The sequence below is a fragment of the Hyphomicrobium facile genome (assembly GCF_900116175.1).
Taxonomy (GTDB): domain Bacteria; phylum Pseudomonadota; class Alphaproteobacteria; order Rhizobiales; family Hyphomicrobiaceae; genus Hyphomicrobium_B; species Hyphomicrobium_B facile.
In genome coordinates, this window is the sequence record NZ_FPCH01000005.1 from 210290 (window position 1) to 227846 (window position 17557).

At 60.7% G+C, this 17557-nt stretch carries 14 protein-coding genes; 8 read left to right on the forward strand and 6 right to left on the reverse strand.

Annotation, left to right across the window (positions count from 1 at the left end; translation table 11 throughout):
* Positions 1 to 52 precede the first annotated feature (52 nt).
* Together BM399_RS20530 and BM399_RS20535 are read right to left on the reverse strand one after the other, a co-directional pair.
* Positions 53 to 664 carry a glutathione S-transferase gene (locus BM399_RS20530; protein WP_092869655.1) on the reverse strand — a complete coding sequence of 204 codons (612 nt, stop codon included), beginning with the start codon at positions 662 to 664 and terminating at the stop codon, positions 53 to 55.
* A 5-nt stretch (positions 665 to 669) separates the two neighbouring features.
* Positions 670 to 1146 carry a thermonuclease family protein gene (locus BM399_RS20535; RefSeq protein WP_244531414.1) on the reverse strand — a complete coding sequence of 159 codons (477 nt, stop codon included), beginning with the start codon at positions 1144 to 1146 and terminating at the stop codon, positions 670 to 672.
* Positions 1147 to 1379: 233 nt separating this feature from the next.
* On the opposite strand from BM399_RS20535, the gene BM399_RS20540 reads away from it, so the two are divergent.
* The 4 genes from BM399_RS20540 (at position 1380) to BM399_RS20555 (ending at position 6002) form a co-directional block, all read left to right on the forward strand.
* Positions 1380 to 3014: a sensor histidine kinase gene (locus BM399_RS20540; protein ID WP_092869657.1), complete on the forward strand. Its 1635-nt coding sequence runs from the start codon at positions 1380 to 1382 to the stop codon at positions 3012 to 3014.
* 27 nt (positions 3015 to 3041) lie between these two features.
* Positions 3042 to 3734 (forward strand): retropepsin-like aspartic protease family protein, encoded by a 693-nt coding sequence (locus BM399_RS20545; protein WP_092869658.1) that lies wholly within the window; start codon positions 3042 to 3044, stop codon positions 3732 to 3734.
* A 48-nt stretch (positions 3735 to 3782) separates the two neighbouring features.
* The gene (locus BM399_RS20550; RefSeq protein WP_092869659.1) at positions 3783 to 4358 is read left to right on the forward strand and encodes a retropepsin-like aspartic protease family protein; all 576 of its coding nucleotides are present in this window, start codon (positions 3783 to 3785) and stop codon (positions 4356 to 4358) included.
* A gap of 138 nt (positions 4359 to 4496) precedes the next feature.
* Positions 4497 to 6002, forward strand: a complete 1506-nt coding sequence (locus BM399_RS20555) for a phosphomannomutase/phosphoglucomutase (RefSeq protein WP_092869660.1) — start codon at positions 4497 to 4499, stop codon at positions 6000 to 6002.
* A 50-nt stretch (positions 6003 to 6052) separates the two neighbouring features.
* Here BM399_RS20555 and BM399_RS20560 read toward each other — a convergent pair whose 3' ends face one another.
* Positions 6053 to 6880 (reverse strand): sulfite exporter TauE/SafE family protein, encoded by an 828-nt coding sequence (locus tag BM399_RS20560; RefSeq protein WP_092869661.1) that lies wholly within the window; start codon positions 6878 to 6880, stop codon positions 6053 to 6055.
* Between the two features lie 10 nt (positions 6881 to 6890).
* A complete protein-coding gene (gene dusA, locus BM399_RS20565) occupies positions 6891 to 7895 on the reverse strand; it encodes a tRNA dihydrouridine(20/20a) synthase DusA (protein WP_092869662.1) in 1005 nt (334 codons plus the stop codon).
* Positions 7896 to 8155: 260 nt separating this feature from the next.
* Between dusA and BM399_RS20570 the strand changes: the two genes are divergently transcribed.
* Positions 8156 to 8854, forward strand: a complete 699-nt coding sequence (locus tag BM399_RS20570; protein WP_092869663.1) for an SDR family NAD(P)-dependent oxidoreductase — start codon at positions 8156 to 8158, stop codon at positions 8852 to 8854.
* Positions 8855 to 8887: 33 nt separating this feature from the next.
* On the opposite strand, the gene BM399_RS20575 is transcribed toward BM399_RS20570, so the two are convergent.
* Complete coding sequence (locus BM399_RS20575) at positions 8888 to 10804, reverse strand: hypothetical protein (RefSeq protein ID WP_092869664.1); 1917 nt, start codon at positions 10802 to 10804, stop codon at positions 8888 to 8890.
* Between the two features lie 461 nt (positions 10805 to 11265).
* Between BM399_RS20575 and BM399_RS20580 the strand changes: the two genes are divergently transcribed.
* The 3 genes from BM399_RS20580 to BM399_RS20590 all read left to right on the forward strand — a co-directional run bounded on the left by BM399_RS20580 (position 11266) and on the right by BM399_RS20590 (position 14212).
* Positions 11266 to 11721 (forward strand): MarR family winged helix-turn-helix transcriptional regulator, encoded by a 456-nt coding sequence (locus BM399_RS20580; RefSeq protein WP_092869665.1) that lies wholly within the window; start codon positions 11266 to 11268, stop codon positions 11719 to 11721.
* Between the two features lie 129 nt (positions 11722 to 11850).
* Positions 11851 to 12852, forward strand: coding sequence for an AraC-like ligand-binding domain-containing protein (locus BM399_RS20585; protein ID WP_092869666.1), 1002 nt, complete (start codon positions 11851 to 11853; stop codon positions 12850 to 12852).
* A gap of 199 nt (positions 12853 to 13051) precedes the next feature.
* Positions 13052 to 14212 carry an extensin-like domain-containing protein gene (locus BM399_RS20590; RefSeq protein ID WP_092869667.1) on the forward strand — a complete coding sequence of 387 codons (1161 nt, stop codon included), beginning with the start codon at positions 13052 to 13054 and terminating at the stop codon, positions 14210 to 14212.
* A gap of 51 nt (positions 14213 to 14263) precedes the next feature.
* On the opposite strand, the gene BM399_RS20595 is transcribed toward BM399_RS20590, so the two are convergent.
* On the reverse strand, positions 14264 to 17539 hold the full coding sequence (locus BM399_RS20595; RefSeq protein WP_092869668.1) for an O-linked N-acetylglucosamine transferase family protein: 3276 nt from the start codon (positions 17537 to 17539) through the stop codon (positions 14264 to 14266).
* Between the last annotated feature and the right edge of the window lie 18 nt (positions 17540 to 17557).

A 17557-nucleotide genomic window follows, 5' to 3' on the forward strand; every position in this document is an offset into this window, starting at 1 on the left:
TCGTAAGTTGTGCTCGGCGACTCTCGTTCCGAGAGCCGGCCGCCGAGCGCGTTTAGGCCTGAGCGCTCGGCCTAGCCGAGACCTCGCGATGCCAGCGCATCACATTGCCGAAACCTTCCGGCCGGCCGAGGCGCGCCGGCTTCATGAAGTCGATCGCGACGAGAGCTGTTATGTCGGCAATCGAATAGCTGTCGCCTGCCAAATAGGGGCTTTCGGCCAGGCGCGCGTCGATGCGCGTCAATTCGTGTGCCACCTTTTCCTTATTGGCTTCGCCCCACGCCGCGACTTGCGGCACTTCGAGATGCGCCATCTTGGGGTGCAAATGCCTGAAGACGGCAAAGACCGCGTTGAATAATCCGAATTCTGTGCGCCTGTTCCACATCTCGACTTCGGCTTTGCCGACCGGCCCGATGCCGAACAGCGCCGGTTCCGGCGAGATCTCTTCGAAATAGCGGCAGATGGCGACGGTCTCGGAGATCGCGCGACCATCATCGAGAATGAGGACCGGCACGCGAGCCCAGGGATTGAGCTTCGCGAAGTCGCCCGTCGTCAAATCGTCCGTCATCATGTTGAGTTCTTCCCGCGGGACCTCTATCCCCTTTTCGGCGAGGAAGATGTTCACGCGCCTTGGGCTTGGCGCTGCATGTGTTTCGATGATCCGCAACTTCTTTACCTCGCGTCTTGGAAATTGTGCCGCGCACGCCATTGTTGCGGCGCTTCGAATTCGCCGGACCAGACGCCGCGTCGCGATGAGCGGGCATCTGCTTCTTCGTCATCATAGCCGCCAAAGGCGACCGCCATGCCTGCGCGGACCATGGCGGCATTGATGTCACGGCCGCCAGCGGTGCAGCGCGCGAGAAGCCGGCCGTATTGATCTCGTTCGCGGACGTCGCATGCAACGATCTCGCCGCCGATCGCGCGGGCGAGTTCGCGCTTCGCCTCCTCGCCGCAGTTCCATATCTGCTCGTTCCGCGAACAGGTCTGGCGGCCTTCGGGTGCGTCTATTCCGTGAAGCCGCACCTCGTTTCCACCTACGAACAGGCTGTCGCCATCGATTGGCCGGGCGGCGCCGCTGATGCTGGCCGGGAACGGTTCGTTCTGTGGCGAGCGGACGCGCCAATGGTCGCGGCCCATAAAAATGGCCACTACCGCCAGCGTTAACGTCAATCCGAGCCTTACATAAGCCCGCCGGGGCTTTACAAGGCCGTATATTGGGCGACCTCGAGACGCCCGCCGCCTGGGCGGCTTGGGTTGCATCGCAAATTCCTCAACCGAGTCGGCGAGACTTTAAGTCTTGCTTTAACAAATTGACGCCAATTTACAGGCGGTGCGCGGGCACAGCCCCCGTGCGACCTCATCTATAGGACGCGGCTCGCGGTATGGACGATAACGCCTACAGCGTCGAACCGGCAGCTGAAATGCCAGCTCGCCCGGCACGACGAGGCCGTTCTCGGGATGATCTCAAATCATTCCGGGATAAGCTGACTCACGGCACCGTCCATAAGCCGGAATTCGAATACGAACTGCTCACGATGTTCGCGCGCAACGAGACGAGCGCGCCCTTCGCGATGCCGGCGCTTTGCTTCATCTTTTACATCACGTCGATGTTCTGGGCGTCGTTCACGGAAGCGACGACATGGATCGCCATCGTTTCCATCTCTCGCGTCTACATGCTCGACCAGTGCCGGCGGTTGCTTTCCATTCCGCGCACCGAAGTCAACGTCGGCCAGTGGCGCCGCCATTTCAACCGCATCGAGCTCGTCAACGGGTTCGCGCTGGCGGCTTTCGCACTCATCGGCATCTCGATCCACGATACCGACGGCGCATCGCCGGCGACATTCTCCTCGCATGTCTTCATTTTCGCGACGTTGATGGTGGTCCTCGCGATCCGCATGACGTTCGCGTCGACACTCCCCCGGCTTTTCCTCGCGGGCACCGTTCCCATGACGGTCGCGGTCGCCGGCCGGCTGTTCACGCTCGGCGATCCGTTCTATTTCGCGCTCGCCTCGATGGCCATCGGTATCCATGTGTTCTTCGTCTATCTCGCGCGCGGCTTGCACTCGACGGCGCTCGCCATGGTGGAGTTCCGCGCCGAGAAGGACAACCTGATCTCGGAGCTCGAGGAAGCGAGCGCCATTTCGGACGAAGCACGCCGCCGCGCCGAGGCTGCCAACAAAGCCAAATCGCGCTTTCTTGCGACCATGAGCCATGAGCTTCGCACGCCGCTCAATGCGATCATGGGTTTTTCCGAAGTGATGGAAAAAGAGCTGATCGGACCGATCGGCAACGACATTTACCGGGACTATGCCCGCAGCATCTATCAGAGCGGCGATCACCTTCTCTGCATCATCAACGAAATCCTCGATCTCTCGCGGATCGAAGCGGGCCGCTATGATCTGCACGAGGAAACGATGCGCCTCACGGACATCGCCGAGGATTGCCAGCGCCTCGTCAAGATCAAGGCCGATGCGAAAGCCCTTGTGATCGTCGAAGACTTTGCTCCGGACTTGCCGCATATCTGGGCCGATCCGCGGGCGCTGCGTCAGATCTGTCTCAATCTGCTGTCGAATGCATTGAAGTTCACGCCGAAGGGCGGCCGCATCACGCTGATCGTGGGTCACACTCAGGATGGCGGACAGTTTCTAACGGTCGCGGATACCGGCCCCGGCATTCCCGAGGAAGAAATTCCACGCGTTCTCCAGGCCTTCGGCCAAGGTTCGCTCGCCCATGAAACGGCCGAGGGCGGAACGGGTCTTGGACTTCCGATCGTTCAGAACCTCATCCATTTGCATGGCGGCACGTTCGATCTGCAGTCGGAATTGCGCAAGGGAACGGAAGTTACCGTGACGCTTCCGCCCCAGCGCGTGCTCCATGCCATTGCGCCGTTGCAGCCGCTTGGCCAGGAACGTCACCGCGATCCCGCGCCGCGTCCGGCGCGCCAGCCGCGCATGCGCATGGCCCCGGCCGGCGTCCCCGATCACGTCGCCTACCGGATTTCGGGCGATGCACGATAGTTGTTTTGCGTTTGAGGTTCGGCGTTGATGCTCGGCTTTCTCCTCATGGTCATTCTGGGTCTCGGATCGCTTCTCGCCGCGACCGTTTTCGGCGGTGTGAAGCTCGATGCCGTTCCGGATTTGCCGATTGCCGCGACGGTGATTGCGATACTCGTCGCCCTCTATATGGCGACGCTGCTCAATCATCGCGGCGAACGGCGGCTTGCTCTATGGCCGACGCTCGCTGCTTGCATCTCCGGCGCCGTGCTCGTCGCGGGCGCGTTCAACAAGAGCACGCCGCTGGTCCTCGCAGACCTCTTCGCTGGAGCAACCACTGCAGCAGATGCCCCTCCGACAAGGCGGGATGCGCCTGCATCCGTACGCATCCGCCGAACCGACGACGGCACTTTTTTTGCCAATTCCGAAGTCAACGGACAAGCTATGACGATGCGGATCGACAATGGATCGGCGACGGTCGTGCTCCGGCAATCCGACGCCGAGAAGGCGGGCATCGATGTCAGCAATCTCGCTTTCGATACGCCTCTCAAAACCGCGAACGGAACGAGCTACCTCGCACCCGTTCGATTGAAGTCGGTACGCATCGGGCCCTTGGCGATCGATGATGTCGAAGGGCTCGTCGCGCGTCCCGGAACCCTTAACGAAAACCTGCTCGGTACAAGTTTTTTAAGACGTTTAGCGTCTGTTGAACTCACGGCAAATTTTGCAACGCTTCGGCAATAGAACGCCGATCACGATCTCGAACTGCTCTCTTGGACAAGGGCATCTGGAATGTCATCGGCAACGGTCAGCCTCTTCGGGTCTTTTGCACTCGCCGCTCTCGGCGCAGCGGGCCTCGCCTATACGCTGACGCATCCCGGCGTTCTCGTCTCGGCATTCGATCATGCGAAGGCGACCTCGGGTCTCTCCGCGCAGTCACCGGCCGGTCACAGCGATGATCCCCTCCTCGATGCACAAGATGCGACGCGCACTCAACCCGGGACCGTGACATTGCCAGCCGGCGACTATGGGCACTTCCGGGCCGAGGCCGACATCAACGGGCGCGATATCGATGTGATGGTCGACACCGGTGCTTCCCTTGTCGCGTTGACTTTTGAGGATGCGCGCCGGGCCGGCATTCTCGTGAAACCCTCGGACTTCACCCACACGGCCCAGACGGCCAACGGAATCGCCCGCGTCGCGCCTGTCACAATTCCGCGCATCAGCATCGGCGACATAACGGTACGGAACGTTGCCGGGGTCGTGTCGGAGCGTGGCGCGTCCGAACGGACGCTGCTCGGCATGTCGTTTCTGGGGCGGCTGTCCCGTGTCGAAATGCGCGGTGGAACGCTCGTGCTGCAAGAGTAACTTTCCCCATTGCCGCAATTTTACGCTCCACTATTCCACTATTCCGCCCTCAACATTGCTGATAGAGCGCACCCCGGAACCCCGCCCTGGTCTCAGCGCGTTAGGTTCCCCGAATGAATCACGTTCGAGGAGAGGCATATGCTGCCGAAGCCACGCGCCGACCTGAAGCCGAATACCGCCGACTTTGAGCGCTTGCCCCTCGTCAAGCCGACCGGCTTCCGCGAATACGATGCGCGGTGGCTCTACCCGCAAGAAATCAACCTCATGGGCCTCAATGCCGTCGGCCTCGGCATGGCGACCCTCTTCGCCCGGCGCGGCGTTCCGAAGCGTCTCGTGGTGGGCCACGATTACCGGTCGTATTCCGCCGCCGTCAAACAGGCGCTCATGACCGGCCTCTTGGCCGGCGGCTGCGAAGTTCACGATATCGGATTGGCCCTTTCGCCGATGGCGTACTTCGCGCAGTTCGCGCTCGACGTCGAAGGCGTTGCCATGGTGACCGCGAGTCATAACGACAATGGCTGGACCGGCATCAAAATGGGATTGGCGCGTCCACTGACGTTCGGACCCGACGACATGTCGGAATTGAAGTCCATCGTTCTCAATGGCGAGTTCGAGCCGAAGACTGGCGGCCGGTATATCTTCGTGCCGGATCTGGCCGAGCGCTACATCAAATCGCTGACGGATCGTCCGAAGCTCAAGCGCCGCCTCAAAGTCGTCTGTGCGAGCGGCAACGGCACGGCGGGCGCCTTCGCGCCGCAAGTGCTCGAGGCGATCGGCTGCGAAGTCGTGCCTCTCAACACCGACCTCGATTACACGTTCCCGAACCACAATCCCAATCCCGAAGACATGAAAATGCTTCACGCGGTTTCGGCGAAGGTTCTCGAAACCGGCGCCGACGTCGGGCTTGCCTTCGACGGCGATGGCGATCGCTGCGGCGTCGTTGCCAACGATGGGCATGAGATCTTCGCGGACAAGGTCGGCGTGATGCTGGCTCGCGATCTTTCCGCGATCTACAAGAACGCGAAGTTCGTCGTCGACGTGAAATCGACGGGGCTTTTCTCGACCGACCCGGTACTGATCGCCAACGGCGCGACCACGAGCTACTGGAAGACGGGTCACAGCTACATCAAGCGATATAATTTCGAGCACAAGACGCTCGTCGGCTTCGAGAAATCGGGTCACTTCTTCTTCAACGAGCCGCTCGGCCGGGGCTACGACGACGGGCTCGTTTCGGCCATCGCCATTTGCGACATGCTCGATCGCAGCCCGGGCAAGACGGTCGCCGATCTGCGCGACGCGCTGCCGAAGACGTACGGCTCGCCGACGATGTCGCCTCATTGCGATGACGAGAAGAAGTACGGCGTCGTCGACCGCATCACCGAACATTATACGCGTCAGAAGGAGAGCGGCGGACACGTCGCCGGACAGGCGATCCGCGAGCTCATCACCGTCAACGGCGTGCGCGTGATGCTGGAAGACGGTACGTGGGGTCTCGTTCGCGCCTCCTCGAACAAGCCGGAACTCGTGGTCGTCGTCGAAAGCCCGACGTCGGAAGCGAACATGAAGGCGATCTTCAAGGACATCGACCAGCAGCTGGCGCGCTTCCCAGAGGTCGGCGAATACAATCAGAAGATCGCAGTCTAAGTTTTGCGCCGGCGACTCCGCTGCGCGGAGCCGGCCGCCGGCGCGAGAGATCAGTGTAGCAATGTCCAAAGGAAGCGGGCGACGACGGTCGAGATGAAGACCGCGAACGCCAGTTCGAGCGTCCGTTTCGAGATGCCGTGCGCGACCTTCACGCCCAAGGGCGCCGTCAACACAGCGAGCGGGGCGATAACGCACGCGCCGAGGTTGACGTAGCCGAGCGATAGCGGCGGCAAGTTCGGTTCGCCCCAGCCCGAAATGATGTATCCGGCGATGCCGGGAACGGCGATGACCGTGCCGATACCGGTCGCGGTTCCCACGGCTCTCAGCAGCGGCATGCCGTAGAGCGTGAGCAGCGGAACGGTGAATGTCGCGCCGCCGATCCCCATGAGCGTCGAGACGAGGCCGATGACGCCTGCTGCGCCTTCGAGCCAGGGCGGCCGCGGAAGCTTGCCGGCAATCTGCCAATCATCCCTGCCGAGAAACATTTTCGCGGCGAGCGCCGTGCCGAAGACGACCCAGATCCAGCGGAGCGCTTCGCTGCTGGCATAATGCGCAATGACGATGCCCGCGATCACGCCGAGGACGATCCAAGGGCCCATGCGTTTCACGACTTCAATATCGACGGTCCCTCGCACGCGAAATGCCGAGAAGGATCGAAACACCGTCGGCGCGATGACGCCGAGCGTCGTCCCGAGCGTGACGTGCATCCTGACGTCCTCGGGGACGCCCACCACGCCGAAGGCTTCGTAGAGCACAGGCACGAGAACGCCGCCCCCGCCGATGCCGAGCAGCCCTGAGAGAAACCCTGCTAGGAGCCCCGCGACTGAGAGCAGCGCGAGCAACGCGATCAGATGGTCCGTCGATATGGCGGCGAGCATCAAAGTTGCCTCAAGCGGCGTCCGACTGGTCTTCCCGACCGAGGCCGTGCTCGGCGAGTGCAATCGCATCCTTGAGCACGTCGACTGCGGCGGACGGATCCGTCACTCGCTCGCTCAGCAGGCGACGGAACGCCCGTCCACGCGGCTGGCCATGATAAATGCCGAGGATGTGCTTCGTGATGTTCGACAGGCGTCCGCCGTTCTGGATATGGCGTTCCGCGTAGGGAATGAGTTTGGAGAGCGCTTCTCCTCGAGACGCCGGGGCAGAATTCTCGCCGAAGATCCGGCTATCGACGTCTGCGAGAATGAAAGGATTTTGATAAGCGGCGCGGCCGAGCATGACACCGTCGACGTGGTCGAGATGACGGACGGCCTCGTCGAGCGTTTCGATGCCGCCATTGATGACGATCGTGAGTTCGGGATGGCGCGCTTTCAAACGGTAGACGCGCTGATAGTCGAGCGGCGGAAGTTCGCGGTTCTCCTTCGGCGACAATCCCTTCAGCCACGCCTTGCGCGCATGGACGATGAACGTGCTGACACCGGTCGCCGCTACGACGTCCACAAAGCGCTGCAGGTCGGCTTCGGCATCCTGATCGTCGATGCCGATACGGCACTTGACCGTCACTGGAACAGGCTGGCTCGCGCGCATTGCCGATACGCATGTGGCGACGAGTTCGGGCTCGGCCATGAGGCAGGCGCCGAAGCGGCCCTCCTGGACGCGGTCCGAAGGGCAGCCGATATTGAGATTGATTTCGTTATAGCCAAGATCGGCGCCGATGCTTGCTGCTTCGGCGAGCTTTGCCGGGTTGGATCCTCCGAGCTGCAAAGCGATCGGATGCTCGACGGGAGAGAAACCGAGCAGGCGCTGACGATCGCCGCGGATGACGGCGTCCGCCGTCACCATCTCGGTATAAAGCAGCGCACGCTTCGTCAGCCCACGGTGGAAGACGCGGCAATGCCGGTCAGTCCAATCCATCATCGGCGCGACGGAAAATCTATGTGGTTGGTATTGCAAACCGGGTCCTGGTTTCAGCGGGCATCGGAAGCTTGCAGATTGTCAGGCTTAAATGTCCGCGTTAGTAAACGTCCGCGCTCATGGTGCACGCAATGCTCGTGAGGCACGGAATAGTGTGAGTTGGCAGTGTTCGCAATGCGCTATGAATGCTTGAGCGGCGCGCCGGCCCCGCTCTTGGGGCGGATTACCGAACGTTGACGCATTAACTTCTATATCGTCCAGCAGAATCAAGCCTGAATTCGAAGTAGGAATAACGTCCAATGCCCGATGCCAAACCAAAGGCCCTTATCGTCGGCGCGTCCCGTGGGCTTGGCCTTGCGATGGTCGAGGAATATCTGTCGCGCGGCTGGGATGTCGTCGGCACCGTTCGGGGCAACGGCCGGACCGGACTTCACGAGTTGAAGGAAAAGCAGGGCGCCGCGCTTCAGATCGAAACCGTCGACATCGCCGAGCAGGGTCAGATCGCTGCTCTTCGCGAAAAGCTCGCGGGCCAGGCCTTCGATCTTCTGTTCGTCAATTCGGGCGTCGCCAACGGCCCGGACGAAGCGGTGAGAAACGTTTCTACCGACGAATTCATCCGCGTGATGGTCACCAATGCGCTCGGCCCCATGCGGGTCATTGAGACGCTCGACGACCTCGTGACGCCGACGGGCACGATAGGCGTGATGTCATCCGGCCTCGGTAGCGTGGCCGATAACGAGGATGGCGGCTGGGAGGTCTATCGCGGCAGCAAGGCCGCGCTCAACACGTTCATGCGCAGCTATGCCGCCGAGCACCGGAAAGGCGGCCGGTCCATGGTGATCATCTCACCCGGCTGGGTGCGCACCGACATGGGCGGACCTCACGCGACGCTCGACGTCAGCGAGAGCATTCCGCGCGTGGTCGACGTGATCACGGCGCAGTCAGGCAAACGTGGCCTCAGCTATCTCAACTATCTGGGCAAGACCGTCCGCTGGTGAGCGGGTGACGTCGCCCGGCCGTCACCTCGGCGCTTATGGCGATGCCTTCACGGTCGAGCCGACGACGGCCGCTACGGCTTTTGAATCTTTGGGACCGGGTTCGCGATCGGCGGGCTCATCCGTGGTGCCCGGAGCATTCTCGATCTCGTCGAGCCATCTGGCCGTGCGCTCGAAATCGGGGTCGGCCTTGAAGCGTTCGCTTGGAGCAAAGCCTTCGGCGCGGCTGATGGTCTGAGCGATCAGCTTGCGGAATTCGGGAACATCGAAATACGAGGCGTGCACGAGTTCCTTCCAGGTGAAGTACGTGCTGATCGCCGTGTCCGCGGTATGCGACGGAACCGCAAACCTGATCTGCCCGATGGCGCGGCGAAACTTGGCAATCGACTGGCTCGCCGCGGCATTGCTGTAATCCGTTATGAGGTCCGCGATGGTCGAGGGAAGGCGCGGCAGAGATTTTTCGAGCCACATCGGGCGATCCAACGCGCCGATGGCAATTTCTCCTTCGGTGTCGTTGCCGTAAGCGGCGCGCTTCACCTCGGCATTGGTGATGCGGTTCAAGAACATGCTCGCGACAGCACTGATGAACGTCGCGAATGCCTGAATAACGACCATCAGAAGAAGCGCGACAACGCCCAAAATCGCGGGGACGATAATCGCGGGAACAAACAGCGACCAGAACCAACGCTTCCGCCGATCCTGGAGATCGGCGGCTCCGAGCGCCCATGATAGCTCGTCGGTCACGACATGAAGCAGGAGGCCGCTGTTGGTGGCAATGTCACGTCCGCCTCCACACAACGTGCCACCGTCGCACGGGCGTCCCCTGGATTCGAAGAAGCGCCTCTTGAAGCGCATGCCCCGCTCGATGGCGTCGAGATTCGGATATTGGGTTTCAAGTTGCTCGCGCCTTTCGCGATACTGCCGCCACGCGGCCTGGCGGTCCACCGGCGTCTGTACTTCCGCTCCGCTTTCCGTCGTTATGGCTTCGCCATCGCCTTTGTGCGCGACCATGAGCTGCTGGCGGAGCGCGCTCAATGCCGCTTCGGCCTCGGGAGATGCATTTGCGTCGTAGATTTCCGTCTTGAGCCATTCGGCTATGCCGACCATGGCTGGAGGCGACAGCAGAATGACGAAATACATCACAGGCAACGTGATGACGGATAGCAGCGTGATCGACGAGACGGCGAAGGATTTGTCGAAAAAATTCAGCCGGGCGTCGGGCAGCAGCGCGAGGCCTTGGATAGCTTCATCTTCAGGATGAGACAACGGCAGCCAGCGCGACCCAAAGCTGTTTTTCGCGCGCCGCGTTATCCTGGAATGATAGTTCAGCAAGCTCCGGCTATCGAGCCAGCGCAGCGCTAAGTAGAAAGTGAGCGCGGGCAGGCTGGCGAGAACGCCGGTTGCAACCCAAACGCGCGGGAAAGTTCTCCCGAAGATCGTCTGGTCGCCGCCGAGCTGAGTCGCCAGAACGTAGACGATGAACATCAAGAGCAACATCATCGACGCGACGAAAATGACCTTGCGCATCAAACTCAGCCGCGTGAGAAGCCAAAGCTCTCTACGTAGCTTGAGAAACGGCGTGCCGACGGTAATCCAACGCTTGAGATTCGCGAGCGGCCTCTTGCGGGCTGCATTGTCGAGCAACGCATCGGAAAGAATCGAGCCGCCGTGGCTATGGCCGACGATGCAATAGGGCTCGCTCTTGGCTTCGAGCTCGCGCATGGTCTTGGTCAGCCGTTCGCCGGCGTCGCGCCGCTTCATTTCGCTGTTGTCGCCGGCCCAGGGAAAGGGCAGGAAGTTCAGCTGACCGTCACGCGCGTCGATGAGAGCGCGCATATCGTTTTCGAAGACGCTGCCTTTTTCCCACCATTGCAACTCGGGCGGAGGTGCGTCGTCGGGGCCGGCAGCTGTCGGGGCCGCGAACGTGCCGTGTACCGCAATGATCGTTGCCAACGCCCCCTCCTCCGTCCCCGCTACGCAGTCCCCTGCAATCGCGATCGATCGCGTTCCGCGCTCGTTCGCTTTACGGGATTTTTGTCTCGCGAAAAATAGTGCTCACATGCCGGATTGGCGGCGGATGATGCCCCACTGGACCCAACGCGGCATCACGGTAAGCTGCCGCCGGACCACGAATTCAGGCGCCTGTGGCCTCAATGCACTTGCCTCTCATGTGCATGAGCGAAGAGCTGGAACGATCCCAATCCATCTTATGTCGCCGACGGCTTAGTCTCTATTCGAGAACAGCTGCGCCCAATGCGCCGTGATGGTTTGCCGCGATTTGGAGGCCATCTCCCTCTGATCCGATTTTCATCCCCCGATGAGAAGAGACTGCGGCTGCTGAAACCTGTTTTCTTCACTGAGTATTTGCGTGCTGACCAACTGCCGCGATACGAAAACCAAGGAAAAAAAGTTCAATGAGCCAACCGCCGTCTACCAATCCCCAGCGTTCCGTTATCCATCTTCTGCGCCGCGTCGATCAGTGCGCTGCTCAACTCTATTCGACCGAAAGCGCCGACAACGATCTCACGCTGCGTCAGCTTGCGATCCTCACCGCGATTTCGCGTCAAGAGAACCTGAGCCAGACCGATCTCGTCGCGATCACAGGCATTGACCGCTCAACGGTCGCAGGTATCGTCAGCCGCCTCATCCGGAAGGGCCTTCTGGAACGCAAGCGTTCGCCGCTCGATGGCCGCGCCTACTGCGTCCGTCTTTCCAAGCGCGGCGCAAAGGCTGTTTCCGGCGCCGATCGCCTTTACTCGCGGGTAGAGAAGAAACTTCTCGCGTCGGTTCCTGCTTCGGAAGCGACAAAGTTCGCCTCGACCCTCAGAACGATCCTCTCGGCCCACTCAGAAGACGGCGCATCCGCTTAGTACTCTGAGTTCGTTCGCCATCCAAAGGTCGCCGGCAATTCATCCATAGAATGTCGGCGGCCTCTCGAATTTGCAATTGACGTGTCGCGATTGCCACCTATCTTCCAAAAGTGATAGGGGATGAGGGCTATGTTGCGCACGCAGTTGGACTGGCCGAATCCGTCGTCAGACGGACTGGTCGAGTATTCCATCCACACATCTGACGTACACCCGCGGGACCGTTTCCAATATTGGTACGAGTCGAGCCGCCGTGTGTTAGGACCTTACGAGAACCGTCCAGATCAGCGGGCTGGTTTCGAAGGAGATTTGCGCTATCTTCCCGTGCCGGGGATGTCGCTCATCGTCTTCCGCTGCAACGGCATGCGCGCGTGGCGCACAGAACGTCAGGCGAACATCTTCGGCGATCTCGTTCATATCATCATGCCCCTCACCGGCACGGTGAAGCTGAGGCAGGACGGTCGCGAGGCGGAACTCGGGGCCGGAGACATCTGTCTCAACGATGCTGGGCGGGCATCGACGTTCATTCAATCGCCGCAAGCCCGTTGCCTCGTTGTTGAATTCCAGCGGCGCGAGTGCGAGGCGCGTCTCGGTCAGCTCAGCCGGTGGACGGCGCGGCGTATCGACGGCAAGCAGGGCGGCGGTGCGCTGGCATCCGCATTTGCGAGACTTCTTCCCGACCAGATCTCCTTCATGAGCATACAATCGCAGGCGGAGATCGCGCGGCAATTCCTCGATCTCGTCGCATTAGCGGCGAAGGAAATGGAGGGCGTCGCTTTTGCTCACTCGTCGGCGCGGCTTGCGTCTTTGCTGCGTCTCAAGGCGGTGGTCGATTCCAACCTGACGAACAGCAACGTCACCTGCGAAGAGCTCGCGGCTGCAGCGGGTATTTCGGTTCGCTATGCCAATCAGTTACTCGATGCGGAGCAAACTTCGCTGCAGAAGCTGCTGTTCAGCCAGCGCATAGAGAAATGCCAGGCGGCACTTGCAGATCCGGCGCAGGCGCATCGGCAGATCAGTGATATCGCGTACTCATGGGGCTTCGGCGACGTTTCGCATTTCGGGCGCCTCTTCAAGGCGATGACCGGCATGACGCCTCGCGATTACAGGAAACTCAATATCCTCGCCCGTTGACGAAATCTGAACGAAATTCTGGTACGATATGTGGCTTGCGGAACCTTCCGCGGGCCAATTTACTTTTGTTTGGTCCTGGGACCATCTGTGGTCAAAATTTCCAACTATAGAAGTGAAGATTGCGCGCGGGCGCATTGTAAAGGGTAACAGCCAGTAGGATCCCGTCTTGAGCGCGCAACAGGAATTGTTAGCCCGTGCGATGGCGCTTCGATCCAAGGCCGCAAGCAAGGCACATAGCCTTGCCATTCGCTATTCGATCACGCTCAGCCGCGTCGTCTTCCTCGGCCTGTTGCTGCTTCCGCTGCTCGAGCCCAACAGCTTCTACATCATCCGTGCCGGCCGCGTGAGCCTACCCGCCGAGCAGGAGTTGCATGCACGATCAGAGGTCAGCCCCTTAGCGCCTGCGGTTTCACCGGGCGTCACCGCGGAGGCAGAGCCACCTCCGGCGCCGGCAGCCGGCGAACCGCCATCTGCGAAGACAACCGACAGTAAAGGCCCGGACTTACCGTCGGCGGATACACCTGCTCCGTTGCAGCCGCTGAAGCCGGGAGATCCGCAGGCTGCTCCCACGAAACCGCTGCCGCCTTCGAAACAGGCCGCGTTGCCTTGGACGGATGCGGAGATCGCGGCCGCGAAAGCCGAATGTGCGCAGCTTCTCGCAAACGTCACGGTTGTTTCGGAAGAACTTCCGCCGGCCCGCGAAGGAATTTGCGGCGCGCCGGCGCCTCGCGAACTCAGGAGTGTCGGTGAGAGCAAGGTGAAGATCGAGCCGCCTGCAACGCTCAATTGTCAGATGATTGCGGGGCTTAGCACCTGGATCACCGACAAGCTGCAGCCCGCGGCTCAAAAAAGCTTCGGTTCGCCTGTCGCGCGCGTGGTTGCAGAATCCTACTCATGCCGAAATCGGTACGGCCTCGCCCGGGCGCCGCTCAGCGAGCATGCCTTGATGGATGCTGTCGACGTATCGGCGTTCGTGCTCGCTGACGGAAGGATCATCCGCATTTCCAAGGGATGGGGCCCGACCGCCGGCGACCTGAAGCGGGCCGCTGCCAAATCCAGCGAGGCGCCGGCCGACGAGAAGATCAAAGGCAACAAGATCCTTGTATCGGCGTCCAAGCTCGGCGCGCACGACATCGCGAAACAGGGCGACGCAAAAAAGGGCGAAGAGAAGCCGAAGTCGGAGGAGGCCGAGAAGGACGCCGCGGCGAAATTCGCGTTGTCAACGTTCCTTCATCAAGTGCACGATGACGCCTGCGATATTTTCGGCACCGTACTCGGGCCTGACACCAATGACGCGCACCGCGATCATTTTCATCTCGATATGAAAGTCCGGAAGTCCCAGCGCGGGCTCTGTCAGTAACTCCGCCGGTAAGACCGCACGCGTTCGTCGCACCCGTTGCAGGCGCCGGGCTCAGATTTTCAAAGCGATGAGATCCATGGAACTGCGATGGCGATCACCGATGTCGTACTCGGCGAACTTGAAGCCTTGTGACTGGAGCAGCTGGACGAGCCTCGCGCGTGTGAAATGATGATAGCGCTCGATCTCAGCCCAATAGGGGTTTGTTCCCGTCGCATCGAGCGCTCGCCACACAATCGAATCCATGTTGAGCGATGAGATGAAAAGCGCGCCTCCGCGCTTCATCATCCTGTTGACGATGCCGAGCGTCGTTGCCGGAAATGGCGAGCGGTCCAAGACGTCGACCATGCTGACGACGCTGAAGCGGTCCTCGGCGGCGAGGGCTTCCAGATCGCGGTGCGCCTCGTATCCGAACTTTTTGAGCTTCGCGACGCTCTCTTCGCTTGCGTCGATTCCGGCCGGGGAAAATCCCCATTCCGCGGCCGTGAAAAGGAGCGACGCGTTGCCGAAGCCGACGTCGAGCCAATCACCCGACGGCACATGGCGCGCGACGCGGGCCACGATTTTCGCCGACACCTTGCGTTGATTTTCGGCGTCCCTTCCGACTTTCTGTTCGGTCTTGGCCGCCGGATAGACGATGTCGTGACCTTCCGGTGTCAGGTAGCCTTCGGTGAAGACGTGTGCGCAGGATCCGCAACGACACCATTTGAGCATCTGCGGAAGCATCGAGTTGTAAGCTGAATGGTTCGTTATTCGCGCTTCATTCGCGCGCGAGATCTCGCGGCTTTCGCAAAGCGGACAGGCTTCGTAGATTGCCCGAGGCCCCTGGGGCTGCGGCTCAATCGTTTTCACAGGCGGCGGAACGGCCGTGGGTTCGACAACCGCAAATGCCTGAGGGGCTTGGCCCGATCGCATGATTTCCACCATCTTCTCAAAGGATGCTTCGAGGTTGCGCGTGTAGCGGGTTGAATCGAATATCGGCGCAGTATCTCTCGTCGATACGAGCTTTTGCCGGATCCGGTCGAGCTTGCCCTTGTCGCGCGCAAGCTCGAGCGCGAGACAAGTGTAGGCATCGAGGTCGGTTGTGATCAGTTCCGGAACGCCCATCGCGGAGAGGAGACTTCCGGCGACGCGGCCGGCAAACGTTTCGCCGAGACACGTCAGAACGGGCAAGCCGGCCCAAAGGGCGTCGCTCGCGGTCGTGTGGGCGTTACAAGGAAGTGCATCCAAGAAGAGATCGGCGAGGTGCTGCCGCGCGAGATGCTTCTCGACCGGCATGCGATCCGCAAAAACCAAGCGACTCGCATCGACGCCACGGCTAGCTGCCTCTCGCCTCAAATTGCTGGCGCATGTTTCGTTCGGAACGAGGAGCCACAGCACGGAGCCCGGCACCTCTTTCAGAAGGTGCATCCAGACGTCGAACATGGTGGGGGTGAGTTTGTAGCTGTTGTTGAACGAACAGAATACGAAGGCGTTTTCCGGCAAGCCGCAATCGGCGCGTGTTATGGGTTCATCGGAAATTTTCCGCTGCCGGTCGTTCGGCTGATAGGTATGCGGCAGCTGGACGATCTTTTCGGAATAGTCGGCCTGGTGCTCCATCGGGGTCACGATCGCATCGGCCACGATGTAATCGATGAAGTCTGCTCCCATCGTTGCGGGATAACCCAAGTAATTCACCTGGATCGGCGCCGGGCGATAGCTGAGGATTTCCGGACGACCGTCCCTCGTATAGCCCTTGAGATCGACGAGGATGTCGATTGCATCCGCGTTGATCGTCGCGGCCGCCTCGCGGTTCGTCATCTCGCCAATTTTTCTGACGTGCTCAAATGCCTTCAGCAGGCGCCCGCGCATCGCGCTGCCATCCTCCGGACTGAAGCAGTATCCGAAAATCTCGAAGCGGTTTTTGTCGAGCTTTTCGAGGACTTCGGAGAATAGAATCGCCGTCGCATGCTCAAAGAAATCGCAGGAGAGGAAGCCAAGCCGGATGCGCCGGCCCACTCCAAGACTGTTTTGATAGGTTTTGAACCGGATCTGCTCCGGCACAGCCATGGGCTTGATGTAGTTCTGAGCTGCTCTCAGTTGATCGGCACGCGTCGACCCCAGCGAAATGAGCTGGAAGGGCGCGAGGTGCATCGGCTTCACCCGGAAGTTTTCAAGGCAATAGCGCGCTTCCTCGTCGACACCGTCCCAATCGCATTGGAAATGGAGCAGATTTAGAAATTCGAACCGGTTGACGAACGCGTCCGGCGCCAATTCGCGACATTTTTGGAAGGCGGCCTTCGCTTGATCGTACTGCTGGCGCATCTTGCATACGATCGCCAGGTTATAATGAGCGTGGGGAGACGTTGGGTCGAGCTTGATCGCGTGTTCAAGTGCTTGGATGGCGCCAACTTCCATCTTCAAGCTCTGAAGCAAACCACCGACGCTGGTGTAAGCTTCGGCGCGGTCCGGCTCAATTGCGAGACCGGCCTGGTAACTCTCGAGAGCTTCCTCAGCGAGGCCTCGCCCTTCGAGTGCGAGAGCCAGATTGAAGTGATAGTCGGCTTTGCCTGGTTTGATGTCGGTGGCGCGGCGGCAAAGCTCTATCGCTTCGTCGTACCGGCGGCCCTGGCGGAGAAACGAAGCTAGCTCGTCGAGCCGCTTCGCAAGTTCATCGTTGCTCTTCGATTCTGCCTCGATCTCGGCCGCAATCGACGTCACGGGGCGTGTCATCGCCGATATTCGGTGGCCGAGAACGCGTGCTTCCTCGAATTCCGGATCGAGTTTGAGAGCAGTCTGGCAATGCGCCACCGCCGCTTCCACCTGGCCCGACTTCAGCATCAGATTGCCGAGCCGCACGAGCACCGCGGGCTGATCGGGCTTCAGATCGAGCGCTTTGATATAGGTCGCCATCGCCTCGGAGTCGTTCTCAACCACCGTGAGGAGGTTGCCCAACACGGTGTGGACCTCGGCATTCTGAGGCTGCAACGCGAGACACTCGCGGCAGGCGGCGATTGCCTCGTGGGACCGACGCATCTCACCCAGGATGATCGCGAGGTTTAGCCACGCCTCGTGATAATCTGGCTGCTGGGCGACGCTCTGCCGGATGTATTCGACGGCATCGTGCGTTTCCTGCCGCTTATACGCGATTAGGCCCAGGTGGTGCAGGCTTGGCGCGTGGGTGGGTAGACGCGCGAGGACGCGCCGATGTGCAACTTCCGCTTCCGCCAAGCGGTCGTTTTTGAGGTGTTGGACTGCCTGATGATAATCGCGTGCGACCTCAGGATCGTCGAGGCGTTGAGGTGCACTCCGTGACGTCGCGTGCGCGAGGCGCCGATCTCTTCGATTCATGTCGCAGTCCCGATTCGC

What these genes read in the sequence shown, in the direction of transcription:
- BM399_RS20540 (WP_092869657.1), top strand. Translation starts at nt 1,380, where the DNA reads ATGGACGATAACGCCTACAGCGTCGAACCGGCAGCTGAAATGCCAGCT.
- BM399_RS20545 (WP_092869658.1), top strand. Translation starts at nt 3,042, where the DNA reads ATGCTCGGCTTTCTCCTCATGGTCATTCTGGGTCTCGGATCGCTTCTC.
- BM399_RS20550 (WP_092869659.1), top strand. Translation starts at nt 3,783, where the DNA reads ATGTCATCGGCAACGGTCAGCCTCTTCGGGTCTTTTGCACTCGCCGCT.
- BM399_RS20555 (WP_092869660.1), top strand. Translation starts at nt 4,497, where the DNA reads ATGCTGCCGAAGCCACGCGCCGACCTGAAGCCGAATACCGCCGACTTT.
- BM399_RS20560 (WP_092869661.1), bottom strand. Translation starts at nt 6,880, where the DNA reads ATGCTCGCCGCCATATCGACGGACCATCTGATCGCGTTGCTCGCGCTG.
- BM399_RS20570 (WP_092869663.1), top strand. Translation starts at nt 8,156, where the DNA reads ATGCCCGATGCCAAACCAAAGGCCCTTATCGTCGGCGCGTCCCGTGGG.
- BM399_RS20580 (WP_092869665.1), top strand. Translation starts at nt 11,266, where the DNA reads ATGAGCCAACCGCCGTCTACCAATCCCCAGCGTTCCGTTATCCATCTT.
- BM399_RS20585 (WP_092869666.1), top strand. Translation starts at nt 11,851, where the DNA reads ATGTTGCGCACGCAGTTGGACTGGCCGAATCCGTCGTCAGACGGACTG.
- BM399_RS20590 (WP_092869667.1), top strand. Translation starts at nt 13,052, where the DNA reads ATGGCGCTTCGATCCAAGGCCGCAAGCAAGGCACATAGCCTTGCCATT.
- BM399_RS20595 (WP_092869668.1), bottom strand. Translation starts at nt 17,539, where the DNA reads ATGAATCGAAGAGATCGGCGCCTCGCGCACGCGACGTCACGGAGTGCA.